Below are 19,610 nucleotides of genomic sequence, written 5' to 3'. Positions count from 1 at the left end.
GGCTGGATGCCTCTGGCCGTGGCGCTTTTTCGCCAGGTCGAAACTCGCCATCTCGCGGTGGAGTGCCGATTGAATCGGTGTGGATCGGCTGGGATACTGTCCGAGTTTTGATCGTTTGCCAGGCAAAATTCTTCTCGCTTAGGGTCTTTCGATCGTTCCATAATACACGTGAAGTGGTCATGAGCAGGGCGGATATCCCCAAGGTTCGGGGCCGGCCGTGGACGTGGCGGCCTCGTCCGCGCGTCGGTGGACGCCGGGCGAGGGAGAGGTGGCGTAGTCATGATCGGTTCGGATGGTGGGGCGGGGCGTGGCCCGGGCTTCGCAGGTGTGTTGAGCAGGGTTGCGCGGGCCTCTTTGGTGCGTGTGGTCGCCGTGTGTGCGCTTATGCTGCCGCTGGCCGCGTGTGCGACGCCGCCTACCACTAGGGACATGTTCGCCGAGTACCTGCGGTCGACGGATGTCGTCGGCGACGAGTTCGAGAGTGGTAGTTCCGAGACTCGGGTGGCCGTTTTCGCCAGCATCGGGTCGCCGGAAGAGGTCATCGGACGGCTGATGGCGCCGCGCCCTTGCAGTAAGTCCGGATGTGCCCGGCCGTGGAAGGAGGGTGGTACCAATAAGCCGCTGCCGGGCTTGGACGCAGCCCACGCCATCGCGGGGTCGAGCGGCAGGGTCTACGAACGCAAGATTCTGGTCAAGCGGGACGATAAAAAGCTCGAACTGATCTCGCTCTATCTGGTGCACAAGGCCGATGGAACTAAGGTGCTGGTCGATTCCAACAAGGAAGCGCACACCGGTGGACTGGACGGCTTCCGAGAAACGAACGACGTGCTCGCGTCCGACGACTTCATGCTCGTGACCCGCGACATCACCGCCCTGACGGGAAGGAGTGAGATCGTGGTCGTCTCCGGGCACACCCCGCCTAGTCGGAAACCGTGGCTCATCGGCGTGGGTGTCGCCCTGGTGGCCATTATCGCGCTCGTGGTGATTACCCGTCGCCTCCGCAAGGATTGACGTCATCCGCCCTGCACATCAGGGAAAGCCCCTGCTCGTCTCGACGCCGCAGAGTGTGGGCACCGCGCACAACTCATAGTAAGCCCATGTCAGCAGCGGCAGGATCCACAGCTCAGGGCGGTCGGACTTCCAGGCCGAAACCGCTAGGACGATGACCGCGGCCCACCAGATCAAGATTGCGTTACTGCGCTTCTCTGCTTTGGTCAGTCGCCGCGCCATCATTCCCCTTTCCGCGCTGTGTTACTCGGTGAAAGCAGTGTAGGCCCGAGCGCTTCGTCTGTGTATGCATTTTGACACACTGGAGGGCGATCCAGTTATCGCCGATCAACGATCTTCTAACGTTAACTTTGTTATGGACAATCGGCCTACATTTTGGCGCATGTGTCGATATGGGAGAGTGTCATGTCTGCGCGAGTTCCATAACCGCTGGCTCTCAGGTGTTGGTGGGGTGGCTGGAGGCCCAGGCGGTTTGGAAAAGCTGGAGCGCGTAGTCGTACATCAATCCTGGTCGGCGTACGAGGAGGGTGGGGCAGTTGCGTCCGTGTTCGGTGGGTGAGTAGATGGTCAGGTAGGCGGCCCGGTCGGTGATGACGAGGCGGTGGAGGTGGGGCAGGTCATAGAACCTCAGCTCGATAGCGCGGCGGTGGTGGGCGATTTCGCGGATGTAGGCGGCGTTGAGGCGGACTTGCTCTGCGAGCAGGCCGCGGGAGAAGCCGGGGTCGATGCGTCGCACGTCCTCCTCGCGTCGGCTCAGCCAGGAGGAAGGCCCCAGCTCGCTGTCCGGTAGGAGGACTTGGACGGATTCGATCCGCTGGCCCGCGTCCTCCCAGAGGGGGGCGAAGGTGTCGCGGGTCAGTTCGTTACCGCGGCCGGTCAGCACGCACACCCACCTGGCGCGGCTCAGTTCGGCTTTGATCTGTCTGGCGGCGAGTTGTTGGCGGGGTGCGACCCGCCATACACCGAGTCCGGTGAATCGGGACAGCAGGATCATCCAAGCACGCAAGCACATGGATGACGCTCGGCCACAGAGAACGGTGAGGCCTGCGACGAACAGGGAACTCGCCACGGCCAGCACGAAGGATTCCATGGCTGGTGGTTCAGGTGTGAGTGTCATCGTCGATCGGCAGGTAAGGGAGGAGTGTCTTCAGCACTTGCGCGGCTCGTCGTGCGGCGAGTTGGTGGTGGTCGTAGTTTCTGTGCGCGCTGGCGTCGTCGGAGATTCCGCGGACAATTACCCACCCTCGCACTGCCGTCCTGCCGGTTTGTTCGTGGAAGGCCTCGGACAGGCCGGCGCCTTCCATGTCGATCGCGCGGGTGTGTTCGTTGAAGCCGGTCAGATAGCGGATGATGTGGGAATCGGAATCGGTGATCACCGCGTCGCCTGAGCCAATCGGGCCTGTGTGGACGCGGTATTGGCTTCGCGTCTCATCGTCGTCGAGGACGGCGGGCTCACCGTGGTCGTCGAAGTAGGAGTTCAGGGCGCGTCCGATGGCGGCGGGTGCTTCCAGTGCTTCGCCTCGGTATCGCGGGCCTTGAGGTGTCTCTCGCCGCTGGTCGTAGTAGATGACGCGGTTGGTGATGACGACGTCGCCGATCGCCGCGTCGGGGTGGATGCCGCCACCGATGCCGGTCAGGGCGATCACCGTGGGTGAGTAGTGGTCACGAAGTTGCTGGAAGGTGGCCATGGTCGACCGTGGTCCCATTTTCAGCGTGCGGATCGCGGCAATGTCGATGTTCCGGCCTGCTGCTAATACGTTTCCTTCCATGAAGGGGAGTTCGCCCTTATGAACGCGGCGCAGGCCGAGTACTTCTCGGACGGCGTTGGCCTCCTCGCTGAGCACGGTGATGACACCGACACCTGAGGGACGGTCGGCAGCGGACTCAGCAGCGCGGCCGAAGGTGACCTGCGCACCGGGACCGACGGCGGACTGGTCGACGTTGGTCTGTCCACCTGTGGTGAGGATGCCGCTGTTGGTGATGTTCTGGTTCATTGCAAACTCCTCGGTTTCGAGGCGGTTACGAATCGCCTGGGATTTCGCGCTCGTCGTGCCATCGGGCGCCCGGGCCTATTGCCGATTGGTTGACCTCGACCGAGCCGCGGCCCATGTTCAGCACGCCCTGGTTGATAATCTGCTGTGCCTGCCTGCGCAAGTTCGAGGTGTCGACCTTGTGTGCGGACAAGAAGTCCTCGGTGGCCGCCAGCAGTCGCTCTTGGATGATTTTGATGTAGTCATGGATCATGGGCCGGTCCAGTTCGGCCTTGTCCCACGGCATGGCCTTGTCCTCCCGGACGCTGACCTCCCCGCATATCGGTAGCGGCGCCCTGGCCGCACGGGCGCGTAGGGCTCCGTACAGGAGCGGAGGAACCTCGACGAGGTGCCATAGGTCGGCGACTTCTACGGGAAGGTCACGTAGCTTGCGCAGGATAATTCGCAGGACGGCACCCGGGCCGCTCCGCCCGTGAACACCGAGTGAGTGGTAGGCATCCGGTGTCCGAGTCAGCGCGCATGCGGCGAAGTCAAGGCTCAGCGTTCTGCCCTTGACCGTCACCCGGAGGAAGACCGTCGTCACCAGTTCGCCCCCACGCATGGAGACACTGGCTTCCAGGAAATGATGCACGAGGCCATGAGGGTCGCCGATGATCCGATTTATCTCGTCCTGGCTCGGAGAACTCCACAGCCAGGCGGGACAGCGGTGCACATCCGCCTCGGCCACGTAGAGCCGATCTCTCACGGTGAGCCCCGGGACCCGAGTGGCCTCGTCCGCTTCCGCGAGCATCTCCATCGTCCTGGCCAGGCGCTGGATCAAAGTTCGCGTCGCGAACGGTGGCGTGGCCCACTCGCGCATCTCCAGCGGTTTGTTCTTGTCCTCGTCCGTGTGCAGGAGTTGAACGGTGACCGGGGGAAGCCATCGATGAACTAGCTTGCCCGCGCCGACGAACTGGCTTACGGCCTCGTCGTCGAGACTCCGGCCAGCCTGCTTCAAGGCGTCAGATTGCTCCTTGGGCACCGAAGGGGGTCTGCGATAGATCACGTAGGGGTGGCGCTGCTGCCGGGCTATGACCACTTGCCTGTGGCTCGATTTTCGCGGCTCCGCCAAGTCACCGTGATGGGCATCGTTGATCGCGGCTCGGAAGAACAACTCGCCCGTCACGACGATCGCCGCGAGCCCTAAGACAAGGACTACGGCCAGCCGCCACAGTTCCGCCGGTGACATGCCGGCGGCTCCGGCCACCAACGACGGTGTCATCGCTGCGGCAACGCAACCCGCCAGGGAGAGCAACGTCAGTCGCTTCTGATGTTCGAGGTTGAGCCCTTCGCTCTTCCACCTGGACCGGCGCAGCCACGCGTCCACCTTCTCTTTGGCGTGCAAGGCGATCGCCGCCGGAGCGTGCTTGAGGACCATCCTGGTCATAAACCAGAGCACCAGGATGGCCAAGACGGCCACGAAGGCGGCCCGGTGTACCGCGAGCACCACCGCGAGGGCCGTCAAGAGAGCCATACGCTGGGCGGTTTCGATGATCCACGCCCGCCATGCGTGCGTGATGACAGGAACCAGGTCGAAGCCGTACGACGGAGGGACCACCCGGAGCGGCTCGTTGTGGATGCGCCGGAGCACCATCCGTTGGAAGGCCCTGTCCAGGTACACGCCGATGCATAAGTGGCGGGTGGCGGCGTCCTCCGGGAGTGCGTCGTCGTCCCGTCGCTCCACCGGTTCGGTTCGGGTCTGGGCCATGTGCGCCTCCCCAGCTGGTCGGACCACGTAAAAGTCATACTGACCATAAGTGAGTTGCGTCTTTGGGTCAAGGTGACTTTTATGGAGCCATGACCATCGAGGACGCCGAGTGGAAGCCGCCGATCGTCACCGTGACCGTGGACCTGGTGATCTTCACCGTCCGCGACGGCGACCTTCAGGTGCTGTTGATCGATCGCGGGATCGAGCCCTACCTCGGCTACCCCGCCCTCCCCGGCGGCTACATCGACAAGGGTGAGACCTTGGAAGAGGCGGCGCTCCGAGAACTCCACGAGGAGACAGGCCTGGACGCGCGCACGCTCCATCTGGAGCAGCTACATGCCTATAGTGACCCGCGACGTGATCCACGCGGCAGGGTCATCACCGTTGCCTATCTCGCCCTCGGCCCTGACCTGCCCGTCCCGGTCAGCGGCACGGACGCCGCAGCGGCCTCCTGGGCGCCGGTGTCGGACGCACTCGCCGGCCGACTGGCATTCGACCATGCAGGCATACTCCGTGACGGGCTAGAGCGTGCCCGATCCCAACTGGAGCACACTACTGTCGCCGCCGCCTTCTGTGTCGAGCCCTTCACCATTAGCGACCTACGCCACATCTACGAGGCCGTGTGGGGCTTCAAACTCGACCCCAGTAATTTCCGTCGTAAGGTCACCCGAACCGAAGGTTTCCTCGAACCCACCGGGGAGCGCTACGTTCCCCAAATCGGCCGCCCTGCTCTGCTGTACCGTCGCGGGAACGCTGCAGCCCTCTCCCCGCCTTTGTTGCGTACCAGCCAGTTGTCCAGCGCCGGAGGGAATGCGGCCGACAGGACGATGCCACTTGTCCCCCAAGAGAACGCCGGGTTGGCGGGCTCGGACTGATGGCAGCGCAGTTCGCCCCCTGGCAGCCGCGCAGGCTCCGTGCTCAGACGGCACTTTAAGCGGCGTGGCGACGTCCCAACGCTGGCCAGATTCGTCGGTCTTGGTGCCGGACGAGGGGTGTGTGCGCTCGCCGTCAGCTTCGAGTTGCCGCTCGAACTGGGAGACGGCAAACCAAATGTCGGTGCGTTGGGATTCGGCTTGCGGTGCCATGGCAGCGAGTAAGCCGTGAGGTACTTTTCGGGGGTTGTGGTTTGAAGGCCGTAGCGCGGGTGCTGCTGTGGAGGGTAGGTGGCGGTAGTTTTGGGGTGTGATCAGTGTTGAGGTTAGTGAGTTATCGGTTGGGTTTGGGTGGCTCGTCCGGCGGGTTGAGGAGACCGGGGAGCGGGTGCGGGTTAGCGACGGTGGTGAGGCGGTGGGGGTGCTGCTTTCGGCGGCGGAGTTGGCTGAGCTGGAGCATTACGCGCAACGTGGGGGGTATCGGCGGCCTCGGGTGAAGGCGGTGCGGGACTATCCTCTCGGTCCGGAGCGGCAAGGTCCGTATGTTCGGTACGTGCATAGCGATGGGGTGCGGAGGACGTTTACGCGGGGGCGTGTTGTTGTGGCCGAATTTCGGTCCGTGGATGAGGTCGACTGGCTGGAGGAACGTGCGCGTATCGGTCGCCGGAGTCTCGTGCCTCCGGATCAGGATGAGCACGCGCGCATTGGCCATCACAACATGGGTCCGGAGCAGGCGGCGGCGTTTGAGGAGTTTCTTGGCCGACAGCCGCCGATCGGTGATGGCATAGCGTGGATCGCCGACGGTTGGAAAAATCAAGAGCCGTTTACGGTGATCGAGTTCATCAAGGGTGTGGCCGCCGAAGATGTTGTTCTGGCCTATGGGGCCGATGCTCAGGACGTTAGGGACGGGCTGACGCTGGAGCATGTGTGGGCGTGCGATAAGCGCGAAGGCACTGATGGTGTCTACGAGGTGCTGGCTTTCGGGGAAGAGGGTGGATGGACATGGCTGGGGCACCACAACACCGATTACGTCTTCTCGCGCGTCCTTGATCCGCCTCCCGCGCAGGAGATCACGTTGATGGCCATCATGGCCAGGACCATTTATTCCTTCAGCTACTACAAGGACGGCGAGTACCAGAACCGGTCCCCGGTCGAGGACGGCACTGAAAAGCAGCATGAGATGTACGAGCTCATCTGGTACACCCCGGGTGAAGAGCCGTTCGAGCCGGATGCACCGCTGGCCTTCCTCAACACCTATATTCGCGGTGCGGAGGAAGGCACGGAATGGGTGGACGGAATTGCGCTGTTCTTCGCCGGGCTGGAACGGGCCTTCGGCCTGTCGCTGCCGCAAGACGCGATCATGTCCGGTCGGGTGCGCTGTGCGCGTCCGGCCCGGCGTTGAACACCGAGGGCTCGACCGACCGGCGGGTTAGAGCCTTACCAGCATCTTGCCGATGTTGCCGCCGCGCATCAGGTCCAGGAAGGCGGTGGGTGCTGCTTCGAGGCCCTCGGCGACGGTCACCTCGGTGTGCAGGGAGCCGTCGGCCAGCCAGTTGGTCGCCTTGTCGATCCATTCGGGGAAAAGCGGGAAGTAGGTGTTGATCAACATGCCGCGCAGGGTGGCGTCCTTGGGGGCCAGGTGGAACAGGTTGCTCGGGCCGGGGACGGGTTCGGTCGCGTTGTAGGTGCTGATCGCGCCGACCATCGCGATCCGGCCGCCGTCGCGGAGGGCGTCGATGGCCGCGGTGAGGTGGTCGCCGCCGACGTTGTCGAGGTAGACGTCGATGCCGTCGGGGGCAGCCTCGGCCAGTTGGGCGGCGATGGGGGCGGCGCGGTAGTCGATCGCGGCGTCGTAGCCGAAGTCCTCGACGAGCTTCTTGGCCTTTCGGGCGTCGCCCGTCGAGCCGATGACGCGGGAGGCGCCGAGCTTGCGGGCGAGTTGTCCGGCGATGGTGCCTACTGCTCCGGCGGCGGTGGAGACGAAGACGATGTCGCCTTCGCGGACGGGGGCCACCTGGGTCAGGGCCGCGTAGGCGGTCAACCCGGTGGTGCCGAGCACGCCGAGCCAGTGCTCGGCGGGGGCGACGTCTAGGTCGACGACGGTCGCCTCCGTGGGGTCGACCACGGCGTAGTCGCGCCAGCCCAGCCAGTGCACGACGGTCGCGCCCACGGGGATGTCCGCTGAGCGGGACGCCACGACCTCGCCGATCGCCGGGCCGTCCAGTGCCTCACCGAGTTGGAGTGGTGGGAGGTAGGTGTCGACGACGTGCATCCGTTCGCGCATGTAGGGGTCGACCGACATCCAGGTGTTGCGGACCAGGATCTGGCCTTCGGCCGGTTCGGGCAGTGCGGTGGTGACCAGTTCGAAGATCGCGGGATGCGGTTCGCCCTTCGGGTGGGCGAGGAGGTGGATCTCGCGGTTCACGGTCATTGTGTTGCTCCTTGGTGGTGGTTCTTATGGGCTCCACCTTGGTCGGGGCCGCGCACGGTCGGCTGGGGGTTCGCTGCGGGTACCGTGACCTGGTGCGATTCGGTGTGCTTGGCCCGCTTTCGGTGTGGACGGACGACGGTCGGCCCGTCCGGATTCCCGAGGTGAAGGTCCGAGCGCTGTTGACCGATCTGCTGGTCAACGACGGGCGGCCGGTGTCGGCCGATCGGCTTGCCGAGGATTTGTGGGGGAACGACCCGCCGGGCAACCCTGTCAACACGTTGCAGACGAAGGTGTCGCAGTTGCGCCGGGTTCTGGAGCAGGCGGAGCCGGGTGGCCGCGGGTTGGTGGTCTTCGAGGCGCCGGGCTACATCCTGCGCGCCCCTGATGTTGATGCCGCCCGTTTCGCGGCGCTGATCGAGCGGTCCCGCGCCGCTACGGATCTTCAGGTGAAGGCCGGGCTGTTGTCGGACGCGCTGAGACTATGGCGCGGTCCAGCCTGCGTTGAATTTCGCGACGAGGAGTTCGTCCGCGCCGCCGTCACGCGTCTGGAGGAGCAGCGTCTGACCGCGCTGGAGGAGTGGGCGGAGGTCAGGCTGGAGCTGGGTGAGCATCGTGTTCTGGCCGACGAGTTGGGTGAGGCGGTGGCCGAGCACCCGCTGCGCGAGCGGCTGCGCGCCGTTCAACTGCGCGCGCTGTACCGGTCGGGACGGCAGGCGCAGGCGCTGGCCTCCTATGACGACCTGCGGCACCGGCTGGCCGACGAGCTCGGTCTCGACCCGAGTCCGGAGTTGGTCGCCCTCCATCGGGCGATGCTGCGGCAGGACGCCTCGCTTGCGCCTGACCGGCCACGCACGAACCTTCCCGCTCCCCTCACCGGGTTGATCGGCCGCGACCAGGCCGTGGCCGAGGTCGGCGCGCTTCTTGAGGCGGGGCGTCTTGTCACGTTGACCGGGCCCGGTGGCGTCGGCAAGACCAGGCTCGCGCTGGCGGTCGCGGAGCGTCCCGGCGACGCTTTTCCCGACGGTGTGTGGCTGGTTGAACTGGCGGGCACGTCGGGTGGGACGGTGGCGGAGGTGGTGGCCGCGGAGTTGGATGTCCGCGATGACACGGCGACCGGTCCGCGTCCGGCTGGTCTGGCGCACCGGCTCGCCGATGCGCTACGCGGACGACGCATGCTGCTCGTTCTCGACAACTGCGAGCATCTGATCGAACCGGTCGCCGAACTGGTGGGTCTGCTGCTGCGCACCGCCCCGGGCCTTCGGGTACTGGCGACCAGTCACGAGTCTTTGGCGATTCCCGGGGAGACGCTGTACGTCGTACCGCCGCTCGAAATACCGGAGCCCGGCGGCGATCCAGGGGGAGCGGGTTCTGTGCGGTTGTTCGTGGCGCGTGCCGCTGCCGCCGCGCCCGGGTTCGTGTTGGACGAGGAGAGCGCGCCCTCGGTAGCGGCGATCTGCCGGAGGCTCGACGGGTTGCCGCTGGCGCTGGAATTGGCCGCGGCCCGGGTACGTACCTTGGGCGTTCGTGGGGTCGCAGAACGGCTGGACGACCGTTTCCATCTGCTCACGGTTTCTGGTCGGGGACGTCCGGCCCGCCAACAGACCCTGCGCGCGGTCATCGACTGGAGCTGGGACCAGCTCACCGAGCAGCAGCGGCTGGTTCTGCTGCGACTGGCCGTCCACCCGGGTGGTTGCATGTTGGAGGCCGCCGAAGCGGTGTGCGCCGGTCCGGGACTGGACGTGCCCGACCTGCTGGATCAGCTGGTGGCGAGGTCGCTGGTGGAACCGTCCAGGGGGCCGCGTTACCGGCTGCTGGAAACGATCGCGGCCTACTGCCTCGAACGCCTTCCCGGCGACGATCCCGTGTTCCGGCGGCGTGATCGCTACTACGTCGAGTTGGCCGAACGCGCCAAACCCCATCTGCACGGGCCGGAACAGCGGCGGTGGCTGGAACGCCTGGACGCCGAGGCGGCCAATCTGCGGGCCGTCCTCGCGCACACCACAGGTGCTACGCCCGTGCAGCGTCCGGCCGATGCCACGTCCGCGCTGCGTCTGGTCGATGCCCTGGCCTGGTACTGGTATTTGCGCGGTCGTCATCGGGAGGGTCGCGCCGCCTTCGCCGCGGCCCTGGCGTCGTCCGAGGCCGACTGCCCGCGGACGGCGGCGTGGGAGGCCGGGTTCGCGATGTTGACCGGCGACGGCACCGACCTGCTGGAGCGGAGCCGCGCGGCGGCGCGAGCGCTGGACCCCGGTGACGCCCGATCGAGGTGGTTCCTGGCGCTCGCCCATCTGAGTTTCGGGGACGCCCCCACCGCGCGGGGCCTGCTGGCGGACGCGCTGGCCGGGTTCCGCGCGACCGGCGACCGTTGGGGCGAGGCGGCGGCGCTGGCGAGTCGTGCCAGGCAGGCGATGCTCCAGGGCGACCATGCGCTCGCCGAACGGTCCGGCACGGAGAGTCTGGCGCTTTTCGATGACCTGGGCGACGGCTGGGGACGGCTCCAGGCGTCCGACATGCTCGGCTACCTCGCCGAGATCACCGGTGACTACGAACGGGCGGCCTTCCTGCACAATGAGGGCCTGGCCGTCGCCGAGGATCTGAGGTTGTGGACGGACGCGTCCTACCGGCTGTCCAGCCTTGGCCGGATCGCTCTGCTGACCGGCGACCTGGATTGCTCCCGGGAACTTCACCGTCGCGGGATGCGCCTCGCGGCCGAGCAGTCCAACGGCTTCGCGGAGGAGTTCGCCCGGGTCGGCCTCGGCCTCGTGGCCCGCCGCGCCGGTGATCTCGACACGGCCGAGCGGCTCTTCCGGCAGTCGCTGGCCTGGAATCGTCGCCTGGAGGCCGACTACGGCGTGCCCTTCTACGGGATGGCGCTGCTGCTGGCCGAACTCGGCTTCGTCGCCGAGCAGCGCGGCGACCTCGACACGGCCAGGTCACTGCATGCGGAGGGACTCGCCGCGGCCCGCCAGGCGGCCGATCCGCGCGCCATCGCCCTGGCCCGGGAAGGGCTGGCCGGGGTCGCGGCCGCCGAGGGCGATCACCGGGAAGCGGCGTCCCTGCTCGACGAGGCCGCCGCGCTCAGGCGGTCGGTGGGCGCACCGCTGCCTCCGGCGGAACGCGGTGACGTCGACCGGATCACCGCCACCATCCGCGCCGCGACGGGGCCGTCCAGGCGTTGACCCTTTCGGTGAATCCTTTCGGGGCGTGGTGGCCTCTTATGGGTGACGGCCTCACCGGAGGGAGACGACGTGGCTGACCGTTCGTGGGTGAGCACGCAGCTCATCGAGGCGGCGCAGGCGGGTGATCACGAGTCGATCACCGCGGTCGTCCAGGGCGCTCATCCGCATGTGCGGCGGTTCGCGGAGCATCTGTGCGCGTCGCCGCAGGACGCCGAGGACGCCGCGCAGGAGGCGCTGATCATCCTCTACCGGAAGATCGGCTCGCTGCGCGCGACGGGGGCGCTGGCCTCGTGGATGTTCCGCATCATCCGGAACGAGTGCCTCCGCCGCGCTCGGGTCCTGGTCGAACGGCACGACGGCGTCGAAGCCGGGGTCACGGCGTCGGCCGAGGACGAGGTCGTCCGGCGGCTGGAGGCCGAACGCGTCGCGCAGGTGATCCAGGAGTTGCCGGACGTGCAGCGCAGGGTCCTGATCATGCGGGACGTGCTGGGCTATCCGGGACGGACGGTCGCGCAGACGCTCAACCTGAGCAACGCGGCGATGAAATCGCACCTCCACAGGGCCCGCACGCGGCTCCGCCTTCGCCTGGCCGCCGCGAACGGCCTCACCCAAATCTGAAAGGTAGTTCCACCATGCTTCAAGCCGGTTCGCCCGTGCCCGAGATAGCGCTGCAAGATACTGAGGGACGGGTTGTGCGCCTTTCCGACTTTCAGGGTGAGCGGGCCGTACTCATCTATTTCCTTCGGGCGACGTCGTGCCCGGTTTGTAACCGGCATGTCCAAGACCTCATCAGGAGCCGCGACGAGTTCGCGGCCAACGGCGTGCAGGTGCTGATCGCGGCGCCTGACGGGCGTGCGAAGGCGGACGCGTGGAAGGCCAGGCGCCTGGTCCCGTTCCCCGTGCTGGTGGGCCGGGAGGGCAGCCCGCACGAGACGTTCGGTCTGCACAGAAAGGTCTTCGGGACGATGCGACAGAGCGGCAGCGTGCTCATCGATTCCCAGGGCATCGTGCGCCACGTTCACGGCGCCACGATGCCGACCAGCGGTTACGACAAGAAGGCGATCAACGCGGCCATTCGGAGGCTCCGCGCCCACGCTCCCGGCACCTGATGGAACGACCGGATTCGTCCCAGAGGGCCTGGTTCTCTTAGCTTTTCGGCAGGTAGATGCTTAGATACGTGCGTGAGCGTCAGACCTTCGTTCGATCCTGCCGTCACGGCGGAGGACCGCGTCCTGCTGGAGGCGCGGCCGGACCTGCTTCACCCGGCCGCCGGGGTGCGGCCGCTGGGGCGTCTCGGTGGGCGAACGCCCAGAGATGTCCTTTTCAGTCTCTGGAACGCTCCGTTGTGGGCCGTTCTGCCGCTCGTCATCGCGCCGTTCTACGGGCGGAAGGCGACTGTCGCCGGAGCGGTCGGGCAGGTCGCGGCGGGCGCGGTGCTGGTTCTCGCGCCCGGCGGCGTGTTCGTGCTGATGGGAGCGACCGTCGTCGCGTTCGGTGTGCTGCTGGCCCGCTGCGGACAGGGTCGGGTCGGCACCCTCGCGCGGCGGCTCCACGCGTCCTATGTGGTGCCGGGCGATCTCGACGCCGCCACGTCCGCCCTGCTCGGACGGGCCCAGCGGGCGATCAAGGCGGTGCTGACCGCCGAGGTCACCAGGGACGGCCTGCTCGACGACCTGCGCAACGCCGTGATGCTGCCCGCGCAGGAATGGGACATCGCCCAGACCCTGCGGGAGATCAGCCGCTTGTCGGAAGAGCAGCGGACGGCCCGCCAGGCCGGGCACAACGCCGATCTCGCGCAGGTGATGGGCCCGCAGGCCAAGGCGCTGAAGCTGGCCACGGCGTCGGTCACCGAGCGGATCGAGGCGATCGAGCGGTACGCCGAGCAGGTGAAGGCCGCCGACCGGGCGCTTCTGCAGTGGAAGACCCTGCAGCGTTTGGCCGACAACAACGACGCCTACGGCGAACTGCTCGCGCGGACCGTCCGGGACGAGTTGGCGATCGCGGAGATCGACGGGCTCACCGACGAGGCGAGGCAGGTCGAGGAGGCGCTGCGCCGGAGTGTCGAGAAGGCGCGCAGGACCGGGCTCACCCTGCTGCCCGGCGGGCTGGCGGAGGCGGGCTGATGGCGTCCAGGGACAGGGGCCCCAAGGTCAAGGACAGGCACGGCAAGCTCAGAAGCGCCGAGGTCGAGACGTACCCGACGCTGTCGCCGGGCGGTGAGGAGCTGTTCGGACGGTTGCCGGTCTGGGCGAACGTCCTCGGCGGGATCGTCCTCGCCGCCCTGCTCTGCGTGCCGCTCTTCCTCTGATCAGAGGTCGAGGATCATTTCGCGGAGCGGCTCACCGGTGATCTTCCACCAGGCCGCGGTCAGGGCCAGGGTGCCGACCGTCGCGAGCACGATCCGCCAGCCGGGCAGACCGCCGTGCTGGAGGATCGGGCCGCGGGCGTGCGGGTCGAACATCCGCTGGATGTGGAGCCTGCCCCAGAATCCGAGCTTGGACGACACCGCGCTGGTGCCCCCGAAACCGACTCCGGCCTGGACGACCACGCCGATGGCGGCCATCCCGGCCGCGAAGAAGCCGAAGGCCGCCTGGCCGAGGGCGAAGACACCCGTGGCGAGCTGGCCGATGGCGACGACACCGCGCGCCAACTGGCCGATGGCGACGACGCCGTTGGCGACCTGACCGAGAGCGATGATCCCCGTGGCTTCTTGCCCGGCCGCGAACACGCCGACGGCCTGAGGCCCGATCGCGAAGACCGCCGGAATGCCATCCCCAACTGCCACAAGCTGCATACGGCGAGCTTAAAGGATCCTTTGCTCAAGATAGTGGACATACGCGTTGAATCCGGCGCGTCCTGACCAGCATCCCGTCATCGTCCGAGGCGGAGCCTCCGGCCTGGTCGCCACGAGGAGGAACAGGGGCAAAGGCGGCACGCCGAACCCGGGCGGCTCACAACGCCTCGGTCACGTTCGGGTCGCTGGTCGTGTTCGCGTCGGTGAGTGAGGATGGCCGGACGACCTCGGCTGTCGACTTTTGTGCGATGTGCCGTTTCAAGCGCGCCTCTTTCGGTTGTGGAGTTCTCCGCTGTTTTGTCGGAGGTAGGGCGCACATTGGCCCCTCCGGGGATCGGTCGCAGGGATGTGATGTCGAAGCTGAAGCGCGCCGTCCGGCGGGTTCGCCGTAGAACGTGACGGTAATGCCTCTCCCGCTGCCGGACATAGGGAGACGACCAGCGCAGATCACGACACAGCTGAAGGAGGCGGGGGTGGACGATGACCGGGAGAGATTTACGGTCCTGTTCGAACGTCACTATCCCGACGTCCTGCGTTACGCATCGCGAAGGATCGATCCTGACCAGGCCCGGGATGTGGCCGCCGAGACTTTCCTGGTCGCCTGGCGGCGTTTCGAGGAAGTGCCCAGTGAGGCGGACGAGGTGCTGCCCTGGCTGTATTCGGTCGCCCGCAACACCTTGGCGAACCAGCAACGTGGCGATCGCCGCAGAACGCGACTGGGCGCTCGACTGAAAGCGGCGCCACAGCGAATGACCGGGGCAGACCACGCCGGGCCGGTGGTGGAGTCGCTGTGGCTACGTGAGGCGATGGCGACGCTCTCGGCCAAGGACCGGGAGGCGTTGCAGCTGGTGGGCTGGGAGGAGTTGGACGTGACGTCCGCCGCCACCGTCGTCGGCTGCTCGCCCAGCACGTTCGCCGTGCGGTTGCACCGCGCCCGGCGGCGTCTGGACCGTGCCCTCGCCGAGCGCGGCGGTCAGGAAGCCGGTGCTCATCGTCAACCAGCGATGAAGGAGGCGCGATCATGAGGCGGACGGGGACCTCGACGGACGAGACGGTGGCGCACGTCCGGCAGGTGTTGGGCCGCGGCGATCCCGTGGGCCCGGACGAGCACACCGATGCGGCACAGGACGCCGAGGGGCGCCGCGTGCTGGCACAGATCCTGAGGGCGGAGCGGGAGACGGACGAGCGGCGGTCACCCAGGTGGGGGCGTCGCGGCGTGATCGTGCTCGCCACCATGCTGACCGTGGGGACGGTCGGAGCCATGGCCGATGCGGGCGGATTCATCCCCACCGGAGTGATCAAGGCCTTTCAGGGCGCGCAGGACGAGAACAGCGATTGGGGGAAGTTGGACACCGCCCGAGCCAGAAAACTCATCGACGCGCGGAGCCCGCGGGGCGACCTCGTCGAACTGTGGACGGCGCCCAGCACCAAGGGCGCGGAGTGCGCCTACCTGCGCCGGATCGAGGACGGCGGCCGGACGGAGGACGGCTCCATCGAGTGCAGCGACGCCGTCACGCCCGCGGGCTCCGCACGGCAGGGGACCTGGCCGGGGAACTCGCGACTCAGCGCGCGCTACGGTCCGCTGGTCAAGGACGACATGGGCGTCCTGGGTTGGGCGGCGGAACCGGCCACCGCCATTCGGGTGACTCTGCAAGATGGGCGGCAGCACCTCGTGCCGGTCAGGACGGGCGGCTTCTTCATGGCGTTCCTCGACCACAAGCGGGGACCCGGTCCGAGGTGGACCGAACCTCCCGAAGACCCGCACGAGGGTTTCGAACACGCTGACCTCGCGGCCGTCGACGCCAAGGGACGCGTACTCAGCACCCTCCGGGCTCATGAGAGCGCGATGTAGCAGCGAAATACCCGCCGATCTCCGGTCCGGCCGCGGGGGCTCGAACCGGAGGTCGGCGCCGTCCGACTGCGATGCGCTGGGCCGTTCTGCCGCTTGGCGCGTTGCGGTCGTTAATCAAGAGTTTGGGGCCCCGCGCCGAGGCGCATGGTCGTCCTTCTGATTTCTCGACGTTCGGAACGATGAGCGTGTACAGGGACGGGGAATTCCGCCCTAATTTATCCGGACGAGGCGTTTTCGGCGCGGGATTTGTGCGCCAGAGCCGCCAGGGTTTCCCAGATCAGGCGATGGGCGTTGTTGACTGTGAGGTCCGCGTGGTCGTACGGAGGGCAGACCTCGGTGACGTCCAGCGCCACCACGTTGGTCTGCAAGGCGACCTGGCGGACGGCGCGGAGGAGGTCGACCGGGGCGAGGCCGCCGGGCTCGGGGGTGCCGGTGCCCGGAGCGAAGCCGGGGTCGAGGACGTCGATGTCGATCGACAGGTAGATGCCGTCGGTGCCGTCGTTCGCCTCGGCGATGACGTCGTCCATCACGCTGCCGATCCCGCGTTCCCAGATCTCCTGCATGGTGTGGTGCCGCATGCCCTGCTCGCGCATCCACTCCTGCACGTCGGCCGGTGGCCAGTAGCCGCGCAGGCCCACCTGCACGAAGTCCCTGCCCGCGATCGCCCCCGACTCGATCAGCCGCCGCATCGGTGTTCCGTGGCTGGCGAGGTTGCCGCGCAGGATGTCCGCGGTGTCGGCGTGCGCGTCGAAGTGGACCATGCCGATCCGGCCGTGATGGGCGGCGACCGCCGTTCCGCTCGGCCAGGTCACGGAGTGGTCGCCGCCGATCACGACGGGAATGATTCCGCGGCTCACGACGTCCAGGACCCGCTGCTCGATCGCCCCGCGGGACGGCTCCCACATGCCGGGCTGGACGATCGCGTCGCCGTAGTCGACCACGGTCAGATGGTCGAAGATCTCGACTTCCAGGTCGAGGTGGTAGCTGCCCGCGTCGTAGGCGTTCGCGCGCAGCGCCCGGGGCCCGAAGCGGGCGCCGGGACGGTTCGTGGTGTTGTCGTCCCACGGCGCGCCGATCACCGCGACGTCGGGGCGCCATTCGTCCAGTTGCTCCGGTTCGGTCAGGTGGGGGCGCAGCCCGAACGTCGGCACGCCCATGTACGAGGACGAGTCGAGCTGGGCCCGCATGCCGGGCGGCGGCTCACCGGGTTCGCGTGTCATACGGACAGTTCACGGCCCTCGTGGCCCGCGGCCAACGAATGTAGCGTGCGCCTTAATGATCAGCTTTGTGCTCGGTGTCGAGGACCTCGCCGACGCCCGGTTCGCCGTCTCGCCTCTGCAGGAGACCGTCCTCAGCCTGCGGGTGCTGCGCGATCCCGGGCTGTCCGCGTCGCATCTGCCGTGGCGCAGGTCGGTGCTCGGGCGCCTCGGCGCCCTCGACACGAAACTGTTGTTCTCCCTGGTGGGGTGGCGTCTGGCGCTTCCCGATCTCCTGACGCCGCCGCCGACCGTGTTCGCTCCCGCCTTCGAGGACGAACTGGACGTGGTACGCCGCAGCCCCCTTGATCTGGTGCGACGTGACCTGAGCGCCGTGCATGCGCCGCGCCCGCTTCCCGAGGCGCTGCGTGCGGCGACCGCCGACGACGCGTCCGTGGCCGGGCTGTGCGATCTCCTGTGCCAGTACTGGCGCGCGGCCGTCGAACCGGTCTGGCCGCAGATGCGGCTGGTGCTGGAGGCGGACATGACCTACCGCGCACGCCGTCTGGCCATGGGCGGCGCGCGCCTTCTCTTCGCCGACATGCACCCGAACCTGCGGTGGCGGGACGGCGTTCTCACGATCGACAGGACGATCGGTGAGTTCCGCGTCGCGTCGTCGGGGCGGGGACTCCTGCTGATCCCTTCGGTGTTCGCGCATCAACCGGCGCCACCGGTCAGTCCGGACGAGCCGCCGATCCTGGCCTATCCCAGCCGGGCGGTGGCAACGTTGTGGGCCCCGGCGCCCGCACCCGACCCGACTGTGCTCGCCGCGCTCGTCGGCGAACCCAAGGCCAGGTTGCTCCGTCTGCTTGAGGAGCCGTTGGCGACGGTGGAACTGGCGCACCGGTTGAGAGTGACTCCGAGCGCCGTCTCCCAGCATCTGCGCGTCCTGTTCGACTCCGGTCTGGTGACCCGAACCCGGGATGGACGACGCGTCCTGTACCACCGAAGTTCTCTTGGCGACCGACTGCTCGGTGAACCGGCTTGAATCACCGCGCGTCCGGTGTCGGCCATTTTTCATCCTGTTGTCAGGAGGAGGCGAACTTCATCCTGGGAGCGATTGTGTCGCCCGGTCAGGGAAGAGGGTTCCGATGGACGGGGACATCCGACTGAGGCAGCGGCTCGCGGCGGGTGACGACGGCGCGCTGCGGCTCGCCTATGACCGATGTTCGCCGCTCGTGTACGGGTTGGCGTTACGGGTGACCCGGAGCCGGGAGGCCGCGGAGGAGATAACGCAGGACGTGTTCGTGTCCCTGTGGGAACGCCCCTACGACTTCGACCCGAACCGCGGGAGCCTGCGCACGTGGCTGGCGTTGCTCGCGCACCGGCGCTCCGTCGACTGGGTCCGCAGGGAGGAGCGGCAGCGGAACCTGCTGGACACGGTCGGTGACTCCGAGCCGTCCACCCTCATACTCGACATGATCATCGCCGAGGAGACGGGGGCGCGGGTGCGGCGGGCGGTGGCGGCGCTTCCACAGCGGCTACGGGAGGCGGTCGAACTCGCCTACTACCACGGACGGACCTACCGGCAGGCGGCGGTCGAGCTGGGCTTACCGGAGGGCACCGTGAAATCGCGCATCCGATCCGGGTTACGTCGCATCGCCGACTCTCTGGCCGAGGAAGGCAGTGCATCATGACCGAACCCCCTCTGGACCTGCGTGCGCGTACGCTCCGCGCCGCGCTGTCGAGGCGCGCCCCGGCCCGTCCTGCGCCCGGCTTCGCCCGCCCGTACGCCGCGATCGTCTCCATGCTGGACGCGCTGCTCACCGACCTGCCGGAGGCCGACTGGACGACGATCGCCGTCAACGGGTGGGACACGCGGGACCTGGTCGCGCACCTGACCGCCACCGACGGGCTCCTGGTGGAGGCCATCGCGGGTGTCGAGTCGTCGGCCGACGACGTCCCGGCCCGCACGGCGGAGCTGACCGGGCGCCGTCTCCCGCTCCGTGACACACGCCGGACATGGCGCCGCCAGGCGGACGAACTGTGCGACCGGCTGGGCGACTCGGACGCCGACCGCCAGGTCGAGATGGGCGGTTTCAGGATGTGTCTCAGCGACCATCTCTTCGCACGCGCCTTCGAAACGTGGATCCATGCCACCGACATCGGCCAGGCGACGGGCCGTGCCCTGCCGCCGCCTCTCGCCGAACACGTGCACCCGCTCGCGGACTTCGGCGCGCGGATCCTGCCCTCGGCGCTCGTCCTGACGGGCCGCGAACACCCGGACCAGACGCTGCGGCTGATTCTGGACGGTCCCGGCGGTGGGGAGTGGACGGTTCCGTTGGGGAGTGGCACCGCAGACGTCGAACCGTCCGTGCGGGTGAGGATGGACGTCATCGAGTTCTGCTTCCTGGCCGGAGGGCGCCGCGATCCCGAGAGCGTGCGCGCCGAGACCAGCGGGGACCCGGCCGTCACGCGCGACGTCCTGGCGTCGGTACCGGCCTTCTCCGGCCCGTAGGGCGGGGGCGCCGGCGTCAGGG

The 19,610-nt window shown here is 67.6% G+C and carries 19 protein-coding genes and 1 pseudogene; 14 read left to right on the top strand and 6 right to left on the bottom strand.

Annotated elements, in window-relative coordinates:
* Positions 1-429 precede the first annotated feature (429 nt).
* The gene (locus tag D0T12_RS02025) at positions 430-1,011 is read left to right on the top strand and encodes a hypothetical protein (protein ID WP_147339340.1); all 582 of its coding nucleotides are present in this window, start codon (positions 430-432) and stop codon (positions 1,009-1,011) included.
* A 433-nt stretch (positions 1,012-1,444) separates the two neighbouring features.
* On the opposite strand, the gene D0T12_RS02015 is transcribed toward D0T12_RS02025, so the two are convergent.
* The 3 genes from D0T12_RS02015 to D0T12_RS02005 form a co-directional block, all read right to left on the bottom strand.
* Positions 1,445-2,002 carry a hypothetical protein gene (locus D0T12_RS02015; RefSeq protein ID WP_233525800.1) on the bottom strand — a complete coding sequence of 186 codons (558 nt, stop codon included), beginning with the start codon at positions 2,000-2,002 and terminating at the stop codon, positions 1,445-1,447.
* Positions 2,003-2,108: 106 nt separating this feature from the next.
* On the bottom strand, positions 2,109-3,002 hold the full coding sequence (locus D0T12_RS02010) for a 5'-methylthioadenosine/S-adenosylhomocysteine nucleosidase family protein (protein ID WP_117397502.1): 894 nt from the start codon (positions 3,000-3,002) through the stop codon (positions 2,109-2,111).
* A gap of 25 nt (positions 3,003-3,027) precedes the next feature.
* Positions 3,028-4,746, bottom strand: coding sequence for a hypothetical protein (locus D0T12_RS02005; protein ID WP_117397501.1), 1,719 nt, complete (start codon positions 4,744-4,746; stop codon positions 3,028-3,030).
* An 89-nt stretch (positions 4,747-4,835) separates the two neighbouring features.
* On the opposite strand from D0T12_RS02005, the gene D0T12_RS02000 reads away from it, so the two are divergent.
* The 3 genes and pseudogenes from D0T12_RS02000 to D0T12_RS01995 all read left to right on the top strand — a co-directional run bounded on the left by D0T12_RS02000 (position 4,836) and on the right by D0T12_RS01995 (position 7,020).
* Positions 4,836-5,621 carry an NUDIX hydrolase gene (locus D0T12_RS02000; RefSeq protein ID WP_117397500.1) on the top strand — a complete coding sequence of 262 codons (786 nt, stop codon included), beginning with the start codon at positions 4,836-4,838 and terminating at the stop codon, positions 5,619-5,621.
* A gap of 307 nt (positions 5,622-5,928) precedes the next feature.
* Positions 5,929-6,063, top strand: a pseudogene (locus tag D0T12_RS37275) (type II toxin-antitoxin system prevent-host-death family antitoxin); the annotation flags it as partial.
* A gap of 174 nt (positions 6,064-6,237) precedes the next feature.
* The gene (locus tag D0T12_RS01995) at positions 6,238-7,020 is read left to right on the top strand and encodes a hypothetical protein (protein WP_233525799.1); all 783 of its coding nucleotides are present in this window, start codon (positions 6,238-6,240) and stop codon (positions 7,018-7,020) included.
* 27 nt (positions 7,021-7,047) lie between these two features.
* Here the strand turns inward: D0T12_RS01995 and D0T12_RS01990 are convergent, their stop codons facing one another.
* Positions 7,048-8,049, bottom strand: coding sequence for an NADP-dependent oxidoreductase (locus tag D0T12_RS01990; RefSeq protein ID WP_117397498.1), 1,002 nt, complete (start codon positions 8,047-8,049; stop codon positions 7,048-7,050).
* Between the two features lie 92 nt (positions 8,050-8,141).
* On the opposite strand from D0T12_RS01990, the gene D0T12_RS01985 reads away from it, so the two are divergent.
* From D0T12_RS01985 to D0T12_RS01965, 5 genes are all read left to right on the top strand, one after another.
* Positions 8,142-11,228 carry a BTAD domain-containing putative transcriptional regulator gene (locus tag D0T12_RS01985; RefSeq protein WP_117398001.1) on the top strand — a complete coding sequence of 1,029 codons (3,087 nt, stop codon included), beginning with the start codon at positions 8,142-8,144 and terminating at the stop codon, positions 11,226-11,228.
* 69 nt (positions 11,229-11,297) lie between these two features.
* A complete protein-coding gene (locus tag D0T12_RS01980) occupies positions 11,298-11,846 on the top strand; it encodes an RNA polymerase sigma factor (RefSeq protein ID WP_117397497.1) in 549 nt (182 codons plus the stop codon).
* A 14-nt stretch (positions 11,847-11,860) separates the two neighbouring features.
* Positions 11,861-12,337: a peroxiredoxin family protein gene (locus tag D0T12_RS01975; protein ID WP_117397496.1), complete on the top strand. Its 477-nt coding sequence runs from the start codon at positions 11,861-11,863 to the stop codon at positions 12,335-12,337.
* 72 nt (positions 12,338-12,409) lie between these two features.
* Positions 12,410-13,351, top strand: coding sequence for a hypothetical protein (locus D0T12_RS01970; protein WP_147339339.1), 942 nt, complete (start codon positions 12,410-12,412; stop codon positions 13,349-13,351).
* Complete coding sequence (locus D0T12_RS01965; RefSeq protein ID WP_117397494.1) at positions 13,351-13,536, top strand: hypothetical protein; 186 nt, start codon at positions 13,351-13,353, stop codon at positions 13,534-13,536. Before D0T12_RS01970 ends, D0T12_RS01965 begins: the two co-directional genes overlap by 1 nt.
* Here D0T12_RS01965 and D0T12_RS01960 read toward each other — a convergent pair whose 3' ends face one another.
* Entirely contained in the window at positions 13,537-14,013 is a 477-nt protein-coding gene (locus tag D0T12_RS01960) for a hypothetical protein (protein ID WP_147339338.1), read from the bottom strand.
* Positions 14,014-14,495: 482 nt separating this feature from the next.
* Between D0T12_RS01960 and D0T12_RS01955 the strand changes: the two genes are divergently transcribed.
* Both D0T12_RS01955 and D0T12_RS01950 read left to right on the top strand, forming a co-directional pair.
* Positions 14,496-15,047, top strand: coding sequence for an RNA polymerase sigma factor (locus D0T12_RS01955; protein WP_117397492.1), 552 nt, complete (start codon positions 14,496-14,498; stop codon positions 15,045-15,047).
* On the top strand, positions 15,044-15,874 hold the full coding sequence (locus tag D0T12_RS01950) for a hypothetical protein (protein WP_117397491.1): 831 nt from the start codon (positions 15,044-15,046) through the stop codon (positions 15,872-15,874). The genes D0T12_RS01955 and D0T12_RS01950 overlap by 4 nt, the downstream gene beginning before the upstream one ends.
* A gap of 215 nt (positions 15,875-16,089) precedes the next feature.
* Here the strand turns inward: D0T12_RS01950 and speB are convergent, their stop codons facing one another.
* Positions 16,090-17,094, bottom strand: a complete 1,005-nt coding sequence (speB, locus tag D0T12_RS01945; protein WP_117397490.1) for an agmatinase — start codon at positions 17,092-17,094, stop codon at positions 16,090-16,092.
* Between the two features lie 55 nt (positions 17,095-17,149).
* On the opposite strand from speB, the gene D0T12_RS01940 reads away from it, so the two are divergent.
* The 3 genes from D0T12_RS01940 (at position 17,150) to D0T12_RS01930 (ending at position 19,588) form a co-directional block, all read left to right on the top strand.
* A complete protein-coding gene (locus tag D0T12_RS01940) occupies positions 17,150-18,118 on the top strand; it encodes an ArsR/SmtB family transcription factor (protein WP_117397489.1) in 969 nt (322 codons plus the stop codon).
* A gap of 103 nt (positions 18,119-18,221) precedes the next feature.
* Positions 18,222-18,767, top strand: coding sequence for an RNA polymerase sigma factor (locus D0T12_RS01935; RefSeq protein WP_117397488.1), 546 nt, complete (start codon positions 18,222-18,224; stop codon positions 18,765-18,767).
* Complete coding sequence (locus D0T12_RS01930; protein WP_117397487.1) at positions 18,764-19,588, top strand: maleylpyruvate isomerase family mycothiol-dependent enzyme; 825 nt, start codon at positions 18,764-18,766, stop codon at positions 19,586-19,588. Before D0T12_RS01935 ends, D0T12_RS01930 begins: the two co-directional genes overlap by 4 nt.
* Positions 19,589-19,610: the final 22 nt, after the last annotated feature.

The sequence above is a fragment of the Actinomadura spongiicola genome, assembly GCF_003432485.1.
Taxonomy (GTDB): Bacteria; Actinomycetota; Actinomycetes; order Streptosporangiales; family Streptosporangiaceae; genus Spirillospora; species Spirillospora spongiicola.
Note: the sequence above shows the minus strand (reverse complement) of the source record. Positions and strands in the feature narration are given on the sequence as shown.